At 43.3% G+C, this 16,089-nt stretch carries 18 protein-coding genes and 1 tRNA gene; 17 read left to right on the plus strand and 2 right to left on the minus strand.

The window, feature by feature from the left end; all coding sequences use genetic code 11:
- The first annotated feature begins 160 nt into the window (after positions 1–160).
- Both GWP43_RS08490 and GWP43_RS08495 read left to right on the plus strand, forming a co-directional pair.
- Positions 161–451: a type II toxin-antitoxin system RelE/ParE family toxin gene (locus tag GWP43_RS08490; protein WP_162663800.1), complete on the plus strand. Its 291-nt coding sequence runs from the start codon at positions 161–163 to the stop codon at positions 449–451.
- Position 452: 1 nt separating this feature from the next.
- Entirely contained in the window at positions 453–776 is a 324-nt protein-coding gene (locus GWP43_RS08495; RefSeq protein WP_162663801.1) for an addiction module antidote protein, read from the plus strand.
- Positions 777–819: 43 nt separating this feature from the next.
- On the opposite strand, the gene GWP43_RS08500 is transcribed toward GWP43_RS08495, so the two are convergent.
- Positions 820–892: transfer RNA gene (locus GWP43_RS08500), tRNA-Pro, on the minus strand.
- A gap of 566 nt (positions 893–1,458) precedes the next feature.
- Between GWP43_RS08500 and GWP43_RS08505 the strand changes: the two genes are divergently transcribed.
- Entirely contained in the window at positions 1,459–3,111 is a 1,653-nt protein-coding gene (locus GWP43_RS08505) for a nucleoside kinase (protein WP_162663802.1), read from the plus strand.
- A gap of 311 nt (positions 3,112–3,422) precedes the next feature.
- Here GWP43_RS08505 and GWP43_RS08510 read toward each other — a convergent pair whose 3' ends face one another.
- Positions 3,423–4,001 (minus strand): hypothetical protein, encoded by a 579-nt coding sequence (locus GWP43_RS08510; RefSeq protein ID WP_162663803.1) that lies wholly within the window; start codon positions 3,999–4,001, stop codon positions 3,423–3,425.
- Between the two features lie 270 nt (positions 4,002–4,271).
- Here GWP43_RS08510 and GWP43_RS08515 point away from each other — a divergent pair, with 270 nt between their 5' ends.
- From GWP43_RS08515 to GWP43_RS08580, 14 genes are all read left to right on the plus strand, one after another.
- Positions 4,272–4,907 carry a TetR/AcrR family transcriptional regulator gene (locus GWP43_RS08515; RefSeq protein ID WP_162663804.1) on the plus strand — a complete coding sequence of 212 codons (636 nt, stop codon included), beginning with the start codon at positions 4,272–4,274 and terminating at the stop codon, positions 4,905–4,907.
- Between the two features lie 262 nt (positions 4,908–5,169).
- On the plus strand, positions 5,170–6,951 hold the full coding sequence (locus GWP43_RS08520; RefSeq protein WP_162663805.1) for an ABC transporter ATP-binding protein: 1,782 nt from the start codon (positions 5,170–5,172) through the stop codon (positions 6,949–6,951).
- A 72-nt stretch (positions 6,952–7,023) separates the two neighbouring features.
- Positions 7,024–7,260, plus strand: a complete 237-nt coding sequence (locus GWP43_RS08525) for a transposase (RefSeq protein WP_162663806.1) — start codon at positions 7,024–7,026, stop codon at positions 7,258–7,260.
- A gap of 2 nt (positions 7,261–7,262) precedes the next feature.
- A complete protein-coding gene (locus tag GWP43_RS08530) occupies positions 7,263–8,168 on the plus strand; it encodes an IS3 family transposase (RefSeq protein WP_162664819.1) in 906 nt (301 codons plus the stop codon).
- A gap of 118 nt (positions 8,169–8,286) precedes the next feature.
- Positions 8,287–8,514, plus strand: coding sequence for a hypothetical protein (locus GWP43_RS08535; RefSeq protein WP_162663807.1), 228 nt, complete (start codon positions 8,287–8,289; stop codon positions 8,512–8,514).
- Positions 8,515–8,542: 28 nt separating this feature from the next.
- On the plus strand, positions 8,543–8,974 hold the full coding sequence (locus GWP43_RS08540) for a GNAT family N-acetyltransferase (protein WP_162663808.1): 432 nt from the start codon (positions 8,543–8,545) through the stop codon (positions 8,972–8,974).
- Between the two features lie 37 nt (positions 8,975–9,011).
- Positions 9,012–9,329 (plus strand): BrnT family toxin, encoded by a 318-nt coding sequence (locus tag GWP43_RS08545; RefSeq protein ID WP_162663809.1) that lies wholly within the window; start codon positions 9,012–9,014, stop codon positions 9,327–9,329.
- The gene (locus GWP43_RS08550) at positions 9,301–9,567 is read left to right on the plus strand and encodes a BrnA antitoxin family protein (protein ID WP_162663810.1); all 267 of its coding nucleotides are present in this window, start codon (positions 9,301–9,303) and stop codon (positions 9,565–9,567) included. The genes GWP43_RS08545 and GWP43_RS08550 overlap by 29 nt, the downstream gene beginning before the upstream one ends.
- Before the next feature lie 75 nt (positions 9,568–9,642).
- Positions 9,643–11,400 (plus strand): ABC transporter ATP-binding protein, encoded by a 1,758-nt coding sequence (locus GWP43_RS08555; protein ID WP_162663811.1) that lies wholly within the window; start codon positions 9,643–9,645, stop codon positions 11,398–11,400.
- An 80-nt stretch (positions 11,401–11,480) separates the two neighbouring features.
- A complete protein-coding gene (locus tag GWP43_RS08560) occupies positions 11,481–11,771 on the plus strand; it encodes a transposase (protein WP_162663442.1) in 291 nt (96 codons plus the stop codon).
- Positions 11,772–11,775: 4 nt separating this feature from the next.
- A complete protein-coding gene (locus GWP43_RS08565) occupies positions 11,776–12,630 on the plus strand; it encodes an IS3 family transposase (protein ID WP_162663812.1) in 855 nt (284 codons plus the stop codon).
- 218 nt (positions 12,631–12,848) lie between these two features.
- Complete coding sequence (locus GWP43_RS08570; RefSeq protein WP_162663813.1) at positions 12,849–13,055, plus strand: hypothetical protein; 207 nt, start codon at positions 12,849–12,851, stop codon at positions 13,053–13,055.
- A 26-nt stretch (positions 13,056–13,081) separates the two neighbouring features.
- A complete protein-coding gene (locus GWP43_RS08575) occupies positions 13,082–15,487 on the plus strand; it encodes an InlB B-repeat-containing protein (RefSeq protein WP_414162732.1) in 2,406 nt (801 codons plus the stop codon).
- A 369-nt stretch (positions 15,488–15,856) separates the two neighbouring features.
- The gene (locus GWP43_RS08580) at positions 15,857–16,087 is read left to right on the plus strand and encodes a hypothetical protein (protein WP_162663440.1); all 231 of its coding nucleotides are present in this window, start codon (positions 15,857–15,859) and stop codon (positions 16,085–16,087) included.
- Positions 16,088–16,089 lie beyond the last annotated feature (2 nt).

Below are 16,089 nucleotides of genomic sequence, written 5' to 3' on the forward strand. Positions count from 1 at the left end.
AAACTATACATCTATACTCCAATATGCAAGCGCATTTTTAAAGCACATTGCAACTCTTGCGAAAAATTTAACCCTGCATTTTCGGCAGCTTCAGCAAGCCAGTCGGATTCGGATAAGAAAAATATCTTGACAGTATGTAATATATATATTACATTAAAGTATGATAGAAATACGAAAGACTGAAGTATTTGAAAAATGGCTTAGAAAAATAAAAGACAGTAAAACACGCTCCATTATAAACATGCACATAACCCGTCTTTCACAGGAATATAATTGCGATTGTAAACCTATCGGCAAAGGTCTTTCGGAATTGAGAATTCATTACGGTAAAGGATTCCGTGTTTATTACAAAACGAAGAATAGCCAAATTATTATATTGTTATGCGCAGGAGACAAATCAACACAAGAACAAGATATACAAATGGCTTATAAAATAGCTATGGAGGTATAAAATGGAAGTTACAAAATGGGACATGGCAGATTACATCGAAACTCCCGAAGATGTGATAGTGTATCTATCTACGGCTCTTGAAGAGGGTGAACCGGCTGATGTCATAAACGTAATCGGCGCAATTGCCCGTTCTAAAGGAATGACAAAGCTTGCAAAAGAAGTAGGAGTAAGCCGTGAAGCCCTCTATACTTCACTATCCGAAAAAGGCAATCCGTCTTTTATAACGATTCTTAATTTACTGCGATCAATGGGAATTGTACTGCAAGCGCAAAAAATATCCGTTCCTACTCACGCACAAACAGCGGCAATCTCCGCAATGGCGTAAAATTATCAGTTTTATAAGTCTATATATAGCAAGGAATAAACTATCGGGATGGAGGGATTTGAACCCCCGATCTTCTGGTCCCAAACCAGACGCCTTAGCCCCTAGGCTACATCCCGTTATGCGAATTACCGGTAGCTGAAATACGGCATACACCAAGAAACCTCTAGAAACTTCAGTTTTTTAAGATGCCCGCCAGTTACTTAGTAAGAGTTGTAACTTTACTTAAAATAAAGTATCCTGTCAAGCGGAAGGTCACAGGATAAACGCATCAGTTATTCTTTAACAGCCCCGCAGAATAATGAGGTTGTTCAACCAGAGTTGAACCTCTTCGCGGTTCAAATGGTCTCACAACCTCATTATTCTGCGTTTTTTATCTATTTGTCTGATGCGTTTATCCTTCTCCTAAAAATAAACTGTGCGAAATTTTATCTAAAATTTCGTACAGTTTATTAGAGACAAGAAGAACCGCATCAGATGAATAAAGCGCAATCTGTGATTTTTGAAAAGAGATTTTCCGTCAGCCTTTTAAAAATAGGAGGTGCAGATGCAAGGCGCAAGAGCAAATTAACCGCAGGCGTATCTTTGATACGTTGAGGATTAATTTGTTCGCAGCAACGCAGAAGATGCCCTCATATTTTTAAAAGGAAACTGATGCGGTTCTTCTGATAGAATGGAGGCTTTTATGAAAGGGTTTGAGATTACATTTCCGGACGGTTCAAAAAAACAGTTTGTCGAACCGATTTCTGCGCGCGCCGCATTGGCATATTGTAAAGAACCGGAGACGGTTGCATTCGGTATGAAAGTAAATAACGAATTGGTTCCGTTAAACAAGATGATCGATGTGCGCGCTACGATAAAGCCTGTCTTAAAAGGAACCTACGAAGGCTCGAATATTTACCGGCGCACGCTGTGTTTCCTGTTAGCCGCCGCCGCACGAAAAGTATATCCCGATTTACGGCTCTTAGTTGGGCACAGCTTCGGCTATTCCTACTATTATACGTTTGAAGGCGCTCATGCCTCCGATATCGATCTCAAACTAATCGAAGATAAAATGCACGAAATGGTCGATGCGGATTTGCCGATACAAACGCAATCCGTCGCGTATGCCGAAGCGCTGGAGCTTTTTGCAAACACCAATCAGCCCGATGCGTATCGTCTTCTTTCCTATAACAGTAAACCGAAAATCACGATCAATATACTGGACGATTATTACGACTTATACTTCCAGCCGCTGATGGATCGTGTCGGCTATTTAAAAGTATTCGGTCTGATGAAATACGAGGACGGTTTTTTACTGCGCTTTCCTGCGACCGCCGACACCGACACGCTGCCCCAATTTAAAGATATTCCGCAGCTTTTTACCGTATACAAGGAGTATAAGACATGGGGTAAGATGATCGGCGTTTCTTCCGTCGGTCAATTAAATGAAATTATCGAAAACCGCAAAACCAAAGACTTCATTGAAATTACGGAAACCTTGCAGAATAATAAGCTGGCGCATATTGCCGAGCAGATTAGAAATAGAGGAAACGTCAAAGTGATTCTGATTGCGGGACCGTCCAGTTCAGGAAAAACGACCTCTGCAAAAAAGCTTTCGATGCAGCTGCGCGTCGTAGGATATGAACCCTATGTTATCAGCCTTGACGATTATTATGTCGGCAGAGATAAGACCCCGCGCGATAAGGACGGAAAACTCGACTTTGAATGTCTTGAATCTTTGGATGTCCCGCTTTTAAATGAGTTGCTGCTCAAACTATTTGCGGGTGAAGAAGTTGAGCTGCCGTCTTATAATTTTAAAACAGGCGAACGGTTTTATACAGGAAAAAAACTCCGCCTTAACAGCCGCTCTATTCTTATTTTGGAAGGAATACACGGATTAAATGACAATTTAACCCCGCAGATAGACGCTTCGCTTAAATTCAAGATATATCTTTCGGCATTAACACAGCTGACCTTGGATGATCACAACCGGATACCCACTTCCGATAACCGGCTCTTGCGGCGTATCGTGCGTGACGCTCAGTTTAGAGGAAGTTCCGCTTCGATTACTATCGGTATGTGGTCGGATGTGCGGGCGGGAGAGGCAAAACATATCTTCCCGTATCAAAATACCGCCGACGTTATCTTTAATACGGCACTCGATTATGAACTTTCGGTACTGAAAATTTATGCAGAACCGCTGCTCCGTGCGGTAAAACCCACCGATCCGGCATACAGCGAAGCATCTCGGCTGCTCATCTTTTTGAACAACTTCCTTTCAGTTTCTCCGTCCTTTGTGCACGGCCAATCCATTTTACGGGAGTTTATCGGCGACAGCGATTTTTCGTACCACTAAAATGCTATGTTTTTTGAATTGTCGAAAAATGCGATATTCTAAATCGTAGGTTTATTCGTGCGGAGGGTTTAATACCCCGACGCTTGCGTCGTAACAAAGGGTATTAAAGCCGACTGCAACCACCTTATAGAACACACAGTGCGAAACGTTGAGCACTGTGCCCCGACGCAAGCGTCGGGGTTCTTGATTTTCAGCCGCTGAAAAATAGCGCGGCTGAAAAACACATAGAGAGAGCGGTAAATCAATCATTGCTGCTGCGAGGAAGTTTGTATACGACCGTTACATTTTATATATCATTTTTAACTTTAAGCTTATGGCATCTTTTTTGTTGGGCGCTCGGCTACGACCAATACCGCATCATAAAAGCCCGGATAGCTTTCAGGATGATCCTGCAGATCGGTGCGCTTATCAAGCTTAGCCGTATCCAGCAGTTCCGTGTATACACCGGCTTCATATTCCAGTGTATAGGTAATTGCTTGTTGTACCGGCAGTTTCCTTATCTCCTCCTCGGGGAAATACACATTAAGTCCGAACCAATCACTTTTTGCTTCTCCCTCTTCTCTTTTTAAGCTGCCGCCGTCCCATGTAAGAGTAAGCTTGTAAGGCATCCTTACAGCAGCACTCCATTTATTATTACGGAAAGTTGCCGGAAACATTGCAACAAAACTCAATCCCTTATGTTTAACATTTTTAGGCAATGTAAAAGTTCCTTGCACCTTGCCGGCGTTTTTAAAGTTAAAATCTTTTTCAGCATACACCCATGAAAACTCGTTTTTAAAACGGGCATTTTTTACCGTATATGGCAAACGGCAAGCACTAAAAGCCAGCACGCACAGCGCCGTAAGTACTACACAGCTTTTGCGGTGCAATAATTTTACTATTTTTTCCATCAGGGTAACCTCCACATACTCTTTAAAGGCTCTATATAGAGAGCCTGAATGTCTAATCTAAGGAGTTCCTTAGTATTGCCCTACTATACCATCATCCGTTTTATAACACAAGAGAGTGTGCTACTCATAACCTCAGCCAAGAACTGTATCATCTTGCATATTTCTTCTGATTGCGCTATAGTCTGAATTACAGTGTAATATTACGTTGTAATATTATAGCTAAAAAGATAGCTATCGGTATAATATCCTGTACCGGTTCAATAGATTCTGTTGGAGGGTGATTGTATACCAGGGAATTTTCAGCAAACACACGAAAATCTGCTGCAATGTGCAAAAGAGCAGTTTTTAGCGTTCGGCTTTGAGCGGGCAAGCATTCGGGAAATATGCAAGGAAGCTCATGTAACCAACGGCGCATTCTATAATCATTTTACGGATAAGGAAGCGCTCTTCGGCGCCATAGTAGATCCGGTTTTTCAAACTATTTCTCAAATGTATAACGCTGCCGCAGCGGAGCAGTTCGCATTAGTAAAAAACGATGATCTTTTACAGCTGTGGAAACATGAAGAAGAAACCTTGTGCAGTATGATCGAGTATATCTATGCACATTTTGAAATATTTCAGCTTTTGCTGATGTGTTCAGCCGGTACAAAATACGCAGATTTTCAGGATATGGTGGTACGTGCCGAAATGCGGGAAACCAAAAAGTTCCTTGCCGAATTAAAGCGGCGGGGTATTCCTTTTCGGGATTTGGAAGATGATGAATGGCATATCCTTGTGCATGCGCATTACGCTTCCCTTGCCGAACTTGTGTTGCACAATTATCCAAAAGAAACCGCATTAAAATATGCTCATACGCTCGCCGCTTTTTTTGAGGCGGGATGGAAAGCGGTGTTAGGGCTCCCGTAATGGGTGGTGAGCGGGGGAAATAAAACTACGGCAGTGATTTTGATCTATCAGGAGATAGCAGGCATCTTTTAAAAGCTCGGGTTAGATTTTTTATGGAGTGTAAAATAAAAGCCGTACAAATGGCACGGCTTTTATTTACTCAAGTTCGCTCAAGCGCAAACTTGTATATCATCTGCACGTTCTCACTTTGTTGCGAACGTGCGTAAAAAGTCAATCGAAAGTTGATACTTTCTTCTTGACTTTTTATGGGAGAGGAGAATATATGGATATTTTAAAAAAGCATATCGGCGCAATCATCTTTTCGGTGGTTGTCGCAATTATCGGTGTTGCGTGCAGCATTGTGCCCTACTTTGCAGTTGCGTCTATTGTAACACAGCTGATAAACGGCGCAACGGACTACCGCATTTTCTTACCGTATGCAGGGCTTATTTTTGCAGGCTTTGCCGGAGCGATTATCGGACATTCGATATCTACCATTGGTTCGCATAATCTGGCATTCAGCATTATTGAAGATACACGGAAGCGAGTGGTTGAAAAATTAAGCCGCCTTTCGATGGGTACGATAGAAGAAAAAAGCAGCGGCAAGTGGTCGCAGTTTGTGGTAGAAACAGTAGATAAAATGGAAAAGCCGATTGCGCACGTTATTCCCGAAGTGCTTGCCAACGTTATCATTCCGATCGTTATTGTCGTTATCATTTTTATACTGAACTGGAAGATTGGACTTGCAAATCTCGTAACACTGCCGCTCGGCATGCTCTTTTCGATGCTGATGATGAAAGACTATGAAGCAAAATCGAAACGATACATCGAAGCATCAAAAAAAATGAATGCCGCCGCGGTCGAATATATTCAAGGGATAAAAGTGATCAAGGCATTTAACAAGTCGGCATCGTCGTATGATAAATTCCAAAAAGCGGTGGAGGATAACCGGGACTCAATGCTCGACTGGTATTTGAGCGTGTGTTTTGCGATGACCGCGGCGATGGAAGTGCTGCCGTCTACGCTCCTTGTCGTACTGCCGGTCGGCTTGTATCTGTTTATGACAGGCGGCATTACCACGCCGGTGCTGATCATGTGCGTGCTGCTTTCTTATGCTTCATATAAACCGCTCCTCAAAGCAATGACGTACATGGATACGATGGCGAATGTGCGTGTTGTGTTCGGTGAGATTCAATCGGTACTCGATTTACCGGAGCTGGTACGGCAAGATACCGCCCTTGCACCGCACGGGTATGATGTACGCTTTGAAAATGTCGTGTTCGGCTACGGCGGAGCGCTGTGCGAAACAGCCGGTACCGCTGCTCAGGATACTGCGGCAGGTAACGCGGTAAACGGTGCCGCTGCCAAAGACAGCACAAAGGTATTTGACGGATTGAACTTTATCGCCAAAGAAGGCGAGCTGACCGCGATTGTCGGTTCTTCCGGCAGCGGTAAGTCTACCATCGCAAAACTGTTGGCAGGATTTTGGAATATCGACAGCGGACACATCACCATCGGCGGCGCTGATATCGGGAGCATGAGCTTAGAGCGGAATATGCAGCTGGTTACCTACGTGTCGCAGGAAAACTTTTTGTTCAATAAGACCATTCGGGAAAACCTCAAGATGGCAAAAGAAGATGCAACCGATGCGGAAATCGAAGCCGCCTGTACAAAAGCCAGTATTCACGACTTTATCAAAAGCCTGCCCGACGGATATGATACCAATGCGGGAAACGCAGGCAGCAAGTTTTCAGGCGGCGAGCGTCAGCGGCTCACCATTGCCCGTGCCTTACTAAAAGACAGCCCCATAGTGGTACTCGACGAGGCAACCGCCTACTCCGACCCTGAAAACGAAGCCATTATCCAGCAGTCCATCGATAACCTCGTAAAAAATAAGACCGTTATTATGATTGCGCACCGGCTTTCCACGATTGTCAATGCCGATAAAATCATCGTACTGGATAAAGGAAAAATCGCCGCTGAGGGAACGCATACCGAGCTGTTACAGCGCTCTCCACTCTATCAAAAAATGTGGCAGTCCCATATCAGCAGCAGGGATAATTGATAATGGGTAATGCGATAATTGGGAATTTAAGAAACTTGTATAATAAAAGTAGACAGGTAAAATGGAGAATATATGGGACGTGTTTACAAGAATTATACGAAAGATTTAAAAGAGCAGGCATGTAAGCTGGTTGTTGAAAAAAACATACCCGTGCGCATTGTGGCAGAGAAATTGAGTGTACGAGTACAGCTTTTATACAAATGGTTAAACCAATATGAAAGCTATGGACAGGAAGCTTTTGTCGGTTCAGGACGAGTAAGAAGTGCAGATGCGCAACTGAAGAAACTGCAAAGGAAAACGAGTACTTAAAACTGGAGAATGAAGTACTAAAAAGCAGCGGCATACTTTGCGGAAAAGTGAGCGAATGCGTCAAAATAGCAAAAATATTTTCTCAAAGAAAAATAAGCACTGTATGCCGGATACTTGGCGTATCGCGTAGCAGCTACTATAGGCAAGCAAAGGAGCAGAAAGAAGAAGAAAAACAGCTTGAGCAGCGTATCATTTCTACATTTGCCAAACATAAGGGAAATTATGGGCGGATACGGATCAAAAAAGCGCTTGAGCGAGAGCATATCAAAGTGAGTGAATGGAAAATTGCTCGAATTATGAAAGAGAACGGGTTAATAGCGAAAGGAGGCAGAAAGAAAGGGCGAGGGAAAAGGAGCAAAATGGTGCAACAGGAAAAAATAATTAAACAAAATGTGATTAAGGACAAATTTGCTGTGAAGGAAGTAAATAAGCTTTGGAGTTCGGATATCAGTGAATTTAAGATAACAGGAGGCAAGGTGTATGTTTGTGGGATAATAGATGTTGCAAGCAGGGTGATTGTTGGTTGGTCAATCCAATTACATATGAGAGAAGTTATTGTACATCAAGCTCTGAAAATGGCTTGCGGCCGCCATGTGAATGTACCAGCTGAACGCTATATGCACACTGATGGCGGTAGCCAGTTTTGCTCAAAAAAGACAACGGAGCTGATTGAGAAAGCAGGCTTTATCAAAAGTATGTCAAGACCCGGAGTTCCGCAAGACAATCAGCCAATTGAAAGTTTCTGGAAGACCATGAAACGAGAGATGCCGAGTATTCGCCATATGAAATTTGAACAGGCGAAAGCAACGATAGTCGAATATATAGAGTTGTATTATAACAGTGAAAGACTTCATTCAAGTATTAATTATCGAATACCAAATGAAGCTTACCAACAATTATCAATTTAATGTGTCTACTAATACTTGACAAGTTTCTAATGTATAATTTGTAATGGACAGTTAAGGTGGATACTTCTCAATTACAAATTACACATTATCCATTACAAATTAATTGAAGGAGGTTAGGATGTCTGATATTGCTTTTAATTCGATGCTTACAGAGCTTGATAATTTGTCATATGAACAATGTGTGGCACTTCTTGCACGGTTATCTAAAGTTTTTATGAACAAAAAATATATACCGGAAGAACTTTCTCCTATTGATCGTTTTTTCGGCACTATCGATGAAGGTGAGAGTAATAAAATGTTGACAGCAGTACAGGACTGCCGAAGGATAGAACCCTATGAATGGTAATATCCTTGATACATTAGAGGAGTAATACATGATACGAACTATACAGCTAACAGACGCAAAGGCTATTCGGGATATAAGCGAATTTTCGCTCGGCTATAAAACAACAGAAGCGGTAACTGAACGGCAAATTGCAAAACTCTTAAAAGACCGTCAGCATTTTATACGGGTGTACGAAGATGATGAAACGCACACTGTGGTCGGCTTTATTCATGCCGAATCGTATGAGCTTTTGTACAAAGAGCCCGGCTTTAACATTTTGGGATTGGCTCTTTTATCTGAATATCAGCATAAGGGTATCGGCAAACAATTAGTGCAGGCCTTGGAAGCTGAAGCTGCTGCACGGAATTATCATTTTATCCGCCTCAACTCCGGCGAGCACCGCACGGAAGCCCATGCGTTTTACGAACATTGCGGTTATTCATGCACCAAGCTGCAAAAACGTTTTATAAAGGAATGGTAAATGAGCAGTAAGAATATAGTGGTTTTGGCAGGTTCTAATGGGTGATACAATTATATCAGAAAATAATCTATTTGAATGGGATAGCCAAAAGAACAGTGATAACATAAAAAAACACGGATTTGGTTTTGATGAGATAACAGACGTTTTTTTAGATCCCTATCTGATCACACTTTATGATGAAAAGCATTCATCTGAGGAAGATCGCTTTTACAGTGTCGGTAGCTTACATGGTTTGCTGATTATTGTAGTATATCATACTGAACGAGATGGAAGAACTCGTATCATATCTGCACGGCAAGCAGAAAAAAAATTGCAGGAGGTGTATTATGACTTCATCAAAAAAATTAACGGCTGAAAGAATAGAAGCGATTAAAAGACAGCCTATCGTGTATGATGACGATATTCCTGAATTTACAGATGAACAGTTGCGACAATTCAAACCGGCTCATCCGGAGCATTACGTTCCATCGGCTGTAGAAAAGAAACAAATACAAATCGGCATCGATAGTGATATTCTCGCGGTGCTTGAAAGTTTTGGAACAGGCTATCAAAATCAGATAAATGCGATTCTCCGAAAAGCGGTATTCGGATAAGAAGCCCCTACCGTTCTCGGTGTACGGATTATGTGTTTTAAAGTTTTAAACGTTTTATAAAGGAATGGTAAAACTATGTTTGATTTATTGAAGAAGATTTACGCGATTGCGGGGAAGCAATCAAAGCGTATAACAACGATGTTTATTTGCGATATGCTTAAAAGCATATTCGAAGGCTTTACGCTCGGCGGGCTTGGGTATTTTTTGCTGACGCTCAGCCGTGCGGTGTTTCAATCACAGCCGGTTACACGGAGCAATATTATCACGGTGTTCTGCATTATGCTTGTCAGCCTTACGGGAAAAATTATTTTCGGCTATATTTCCGACCGCAATAAAAATATCGCCTCGTATACGATGGGGGCGGAGAACCGGCTTGTCATCGGAGATAAACTGAAAAACGTACACATGGGGTATTTTTCCGAAAGCAGGCTCGGCGATATTTCGGGAGCGTTGACAACGGTGATTACCGATGTTGAAACCATCAATATGATGATTCTCGAAATGATGTTTGCAGGCGGTATTCAAACGGTGATCATGGCGCTGTTTGTTTTCCCGTATGATATGACGACCGGCTGTATCATCTTTATTACCCTTGTCGTGGCGATTGTATTCAACAATCTATTCCAAAAGAGGACCGATGCGGTAACGACAAAACTGACGGAGCTGAAGCTGCAACTGCATACCGATGTTTTGGAGTATGTGCAGGGGATCGGTGTGGTAAAGGCATTCGGTAGGACAAGCGAAGCGATAAAAAACGTAACGGAGAGTATTAAAAAAAGTAAAACCGGTTTTTTTGCGGTAGAAAAAACACTGATGCCTTCATTGCTTGTTTTTTCGCTCCTGCTAAAACTGGGAACAACCGCAATTATTGTGAGCGCCTTATATCGGTATTCAGCTGGGGCGATCGATGTGGAAAAAACGCTGATGCTGATTGTTGCGAGCTTTGTGGTATTCGGCGGGTTTGAAATAGCCGGTACGATGCAGCGGATGCGCGGTGTTGCGGTACAGAATTTGGATACGCTTTTTACGGTTAAAAATATTCAAGCCTTACCGGAAGGTTCGCTCCTGCCGCAGGGAAATGACGATATCACCGTCAAAAATGTTACCTTTGGCTACGGCGGAAAGGAGCAGTCAGAAGAAAAACTTTTCCGCAATGTGGATATGAGTATTCCGAAAAATAGTACAACTGCGCTGGTCGGTTATTCCGGTTCGGGAAAGACCAGTTTGTGCCAGCTGATTGCTCGCTTTTGGGATGTCGATTCAGGAGAAATAAAACTCGGCGATACCAATATAAAAGGCTTTGTGTACGATGCGTTTTTATCGAACTTTACATTTGTATTCCAAGATGTGTACTTGTTTGAAGACACAATAAAGAACAACATTAAATTCGGAAAACCGGATGCAAGTGACGCAGAAGTTATTGCAGCGGCAAAAGCAGCGCAATGTCACGACTTTATTATGGAACTGCCGAACGCTTACGATACCGTGCTGCAGGAAGGCGGCAGCAATCTTTCAGGCGGGGAGCGCCAGCGTATTTCTATCGCACGCGCAATGCTCAAGCCGAGTTCCATTGTCATCCTCGACGAAGCAACTTCCAGTGTCGATCCCGAAAACGAAGAAAAGCTGATGAGCGCCCTCGATGAATTGCTGAAAAACAAAACAGCAATCATCATCGCACACCGGCTTTCAACTATCAAAAATGCCGATCAAATATTCGTCATGGATAAGGGCAGTATCGTCCAGCACGGCACCCATTCCGAACTGGTGCAGCAAGACGGTATCTATGCACGCTTTGTCGGTATGCGAGAAACCGCGGCCGCGTGGAGGGTGTAAAATAATCGGTAATGTGTAATTTGTAATTCTGAATTGTTGAAACTTGTATAATAAAAGTAGACAGGTAAAATGGAGAATATATGGGACGTGTTTACAAGAATTATACGAAAGATTTAAAAGAGCAGGCATGTAAGCTGGTTGTTGAAAAAAACATACCCGTGCGCATTGTGGCAGAGAAATTGAGTGTACGAGTACAGCTTTTATACAAATGGTTAAACCAATATGAAAGCTATGGACAGGAAGCTTTTGTCGGTTCAGGACGAGTAAGAAGTGCAGATGCGCAACTGAAGAAACTGCAAAAGGAAAACGAGTACTTAAAACTGGAGAATGAAGTACTAAAAAAAGCAGCGGCATACTTTGCGGAAAAGTGAGCGAATGCGTCAAAATAGCAAAAAAATATTTTTCTCAAAGAAAATAAGCACTGTATGCCGGATACTTGGCGTATCGCGTAGCAGCTACTATAGGCAAGCAAAGGAGCAGAAAGAAGAAGAAAAACAGCTTGAGCAGCGTATCATTTCTACATTTGCCAAACATAAGGGAAATTATGGGCGGATACGGATCAAAAAAGCGCTTGAGCGAGAGCATATCAAAGTGAGTGAATGGAAAATTGCTCGAATTATGAAAGAGAACGGGTTAATAGCGAAAGGAGGCAGAAAGAAAGGGCGAGGGAAAAGGAGCAAAATGGTGCAACAGGAAAAAATAATTAAACAAAATGTGATTAAGGACAAATTTGCTGTGAAGGAAGTAAATAAGCTTTGGAGTTCGGATATCAGTGAATTTAAGATAACAGGAGGCAAGGTGTATGTTTGTGGGATAATAGATGTTGCAAGCAGGGTGATTGTTGGTTGGTCAATCCAATTACATATGAGAGAAGTTATTGTACATCAAGCTCTGAAAATGGCTTGCGGCCGCCATGTGAATGTACCAGCTGAACGCTATATGCACACTGATGGCGGTAGCCAGTTTTGCTCAAAAAAGACAACGGAGCTGATTGAGAAAGCAGGCTTTATCAAAAGTATGTCAAGACCCGGAGTTCCGCAAGACAATCAGCCAATTGAAAGTTTCTGGAAGACCATGAAACGAGAGATGCCGAGTATTCGCCATATGAAATTTGAACAGGCGAAAGCAACGATAGTCGAATATATAGAGTTGTATTATAACAGTGAAAGACTTCATTCAAGTATTAATTATCGAATACCAAATGAAGCTTACCAACAATTATCAATTTAATGTGTCTACTAATACTTGACAAGTTTCTTTACGAGGTTCTTCTTTATTCAAGATTTCCTCGCGTTTTGCGTCAACCTGCTGCCTGCCCCCTTATCCCGTCAGATAAGGGTACCACATCTACCGGTAATTAAAAACATATCATCTCGTTTATCGAATCCGGGAATAATGTAGAAAGATTAGACTCATCTTCCCCCAACGTACCGTCCGGAGCGTGGGTATTGTATTTTAACACCGGTGTAGTGGTGCAAAGCGACAACCCGCAAACATCGTACACCGTAACTTTGAGCGATGTCAAAGGCATTGTTTCGGACAGCGTTACCGCAGAGCTAAAAGAGAAATTTAAAGTTGAATTTAATGCACAAGACGGGACGCTCGCGCCTGGTACTCAACTGGTACTCAATATATACCAAACGGCGGTAAGGTAGCGAAGCCGTCACAGGATCCTACCAGACTGGGTTATAGCTTCGGTGGCTGGTATGCATCTCCAGTTTTCTCCGGCTCGGCATGGAACTTTGACAACAACACGGTAACCGGCAATATGACACTCTATGCAAAGTGGACAAAGAAGGACTACACCGTAACATTCAGCGTAGTAGACGGAACCGGCGGAACGCTTAAAGCAAAACCTGAGGGCGGTCCTGAGAACACAACAGGTTCCGTTTCGGTTGCGCACGGGGCTTCTGTAACCTTTACCGCGGAGCCCACTGACAACAGCTATGAAGTTGATAGTTGGAGCAGTAATGTAACGGTAACACTGTCAACCGACAAAAAAGAAGCAAAGCTTTTGAACGTAACAGAGACTACTGATAAAACCGTAACGGTCAAGTTTAAGAAGAAGGTTTACAACGTAACATTCAGCGTAGAAATCGTAGACGGAAAAGCGGGAGGAACGATTACAGCAACACCTGAGGACGGTTCTGCAACCTCATCAAGCCCTGTTTCGGTCGAGTATGGAAAGAAGGTAACCTTTACCGCGAATCCCACCAATACAGACTGGGAAGTTGCGGAATGGAAAAAGGACAATACCGTAGTAAACGGAACAAACTCAACCTATACACTTTCCAACATAACCGAAAATAAAGAAGTAACGGTGAAGTTTTACCAATCGACCTTAAAGAATCCGACGGCAACGTGGAAAGACCTTGCGCGTGCGGTTAAAAGCGCACCCGATAACGCTACCCTTACCATAAACGGCAAAATACAGGCGACAGATGTCACGGACGATAAGAGCGAAATTGATATCAAAAAAAACCTTACCATAAAAGGCGAAAACAGCGCCATTTTGGACGCAGACGGCAATGAGGGTATCTTTGATGTGTATAAAACACTCACCCTTCAAGACATAACGCTTAAAAACAGTAAAAAGCCCTACAACTATTCAGGCGGCGGCGGTGTATACGTAAATTCGTACGGTACACTCATTATGAAAGGCTCAAGCGTTATCACCGAGTGCTCGGCGGAGAACTCCGGCGGCGGCGTGTATGTAGGCGGCGGAACCTTTGAAATGCACGACTCAAGCACTATCACCGGCTGCTCGGCGGATAAAGAAGGCGGCGGTGTTTATGTACAGGAAGGCGGAACCTTTAAAATGCACAACTCGAGCGCTATCACCGACTGCACGGCGAAGAAGTCCGGCGGCGGTGTACATGTAAAGGATGGCACCTTTAAGATGAGCGGCTCCGCAGTCGTTACGCCAAAGGCAGATACAACCGGTAAGCACGAAAACGATGTGTATTTGGAGAGCGGAAAGACGATAACCGTGAACGACATTTTGTCACACGCGCACGCCGCGCGCATAACGCCGAGAGAGTACACAGCGGGTCACTTATACCTAACAGGCAATACCAACGCTCACCATCTCAAATTCACCGTAACGCCGGAGAAAGTTACGGAGGACTCGGAGAACTGGAATGTATTTTGGTATGTTGACGCTGGCGGTACGTTAAAAGCGGAAGTTGATAATTCTCCAATGTTGCGAGAAGTAATTGGGAGTAGACCCAATAATACGCCCTTTATTATAAAGCTGGGGAATATCGACGACCTTACAACGGTTGAAATACCGGGAAATAAAAAGATTATGCTCAAGGCAGATAGAGACGTAACCTTAACATGTCCTAACAATGGGCATGACCACTATAAACACTTGCAGGTACAAAGAGATGCGACGTTAATATTAGAAGGTAAGATAAAACTGCAAGGCGCCGACTACGGCGATAAGGATCACTACGCGCTCTGTGTAGAAAAGGACGGCAACGCGGAAATCAAAGACGGCGTAACAATTACCGGCTTTAAAAATACCGGAAGAGGTACTGTGTTTGTAGACGGAAATCTTACCATGTCAGGCGGAACAATTACCGGCAACAAAGCCCGCAACAAAGGCGACGGCACTGCATACGATGACGGCAAGGGCGGCGGCGTGTATATATGTCCCGACAGAAGTTTTACGATGACTGGCGGAACGATTTCCGACAACGAAGCCGGCAATGGCGGCGGCGTATACGTGAGCGCGGACGGCCCTCAGTATATATACGGCAATTTTATAATGAAAGGCGGAACGATTAAAAACAACAAAGCCACCGTGAGCAGCGTCTATTCCTACATCGAATATACCGGCCATGGCGGCGGCGTATGCACACAGGGCAATTTTGAGATGAGAGGCGGAACAATTACCGGGAATCAATCAGAGAGAAACTGCAAGGCGGTGCAACTTGAGCACGACTTTTACTGGTACGGCGGCGACATAAAGGATAACGGAGGCGCTAATCAGACAGTTAGCGGCATAAGGGCAGTTGCCGATAGAAACGGCGGTCTCTACTATTTTCACAACAATACATATCCGCGTAAGGAGCCAAGCTAAGGGGGAGATTTGACAACGGCGCAAAGTCCGCATTGCGGACTTTGCGCATACTTCCTAAGTACAGTTTTCAACACGAGTTTTGGCAGGCTTACGCTTACCAAAACATCGATTACTTAACGCTTTTCCGTCATCCGAGGCGGTTCTCTACGGCAAGGGAGGGAGAATAATTTTTAATTAAGATTTCAAGGGAACTATGGGGAACCTCTAAAAACCTCAGTTTTTAGAGGTTTTCCTTAGATTTAATTTGCGACGTTTAAACTTAAGTCATTATTGTATAAAGGCTTAAGTTTAAACTCGTCGGTCATCTCTAAAAGCTAACCGAGTTTTTAGAGATGACCTATGGTATAATAAAAGACGAGGAGGCTTACTATGCCTACAATGACTATGACACATAAAGCATATCGGGAATTAGAGCAGGCTGCACAAATGAGCGGAGCAACCAAAGATACGGTTTTGGAAAATGCCCTAAGCCGCTACCTTGCCGAATTGCAAGAAGATGCTGAAGATGCTGCACTCGCCGAAAAGGCGTGGTTTGACTTTGAAAAAAGCGGGGAACCTGCAATCCCTGCTGAAGTTCTGTACAAAGAGCTTGGACTATAATT

This window comes from Treponema vincentii (assembly GCF_010365865.1).
Taxonomy (GTDB): Bacteria; Spirochaetota; Spirochaetia; order Treponematales; family Treponemataceae; genus Treponema.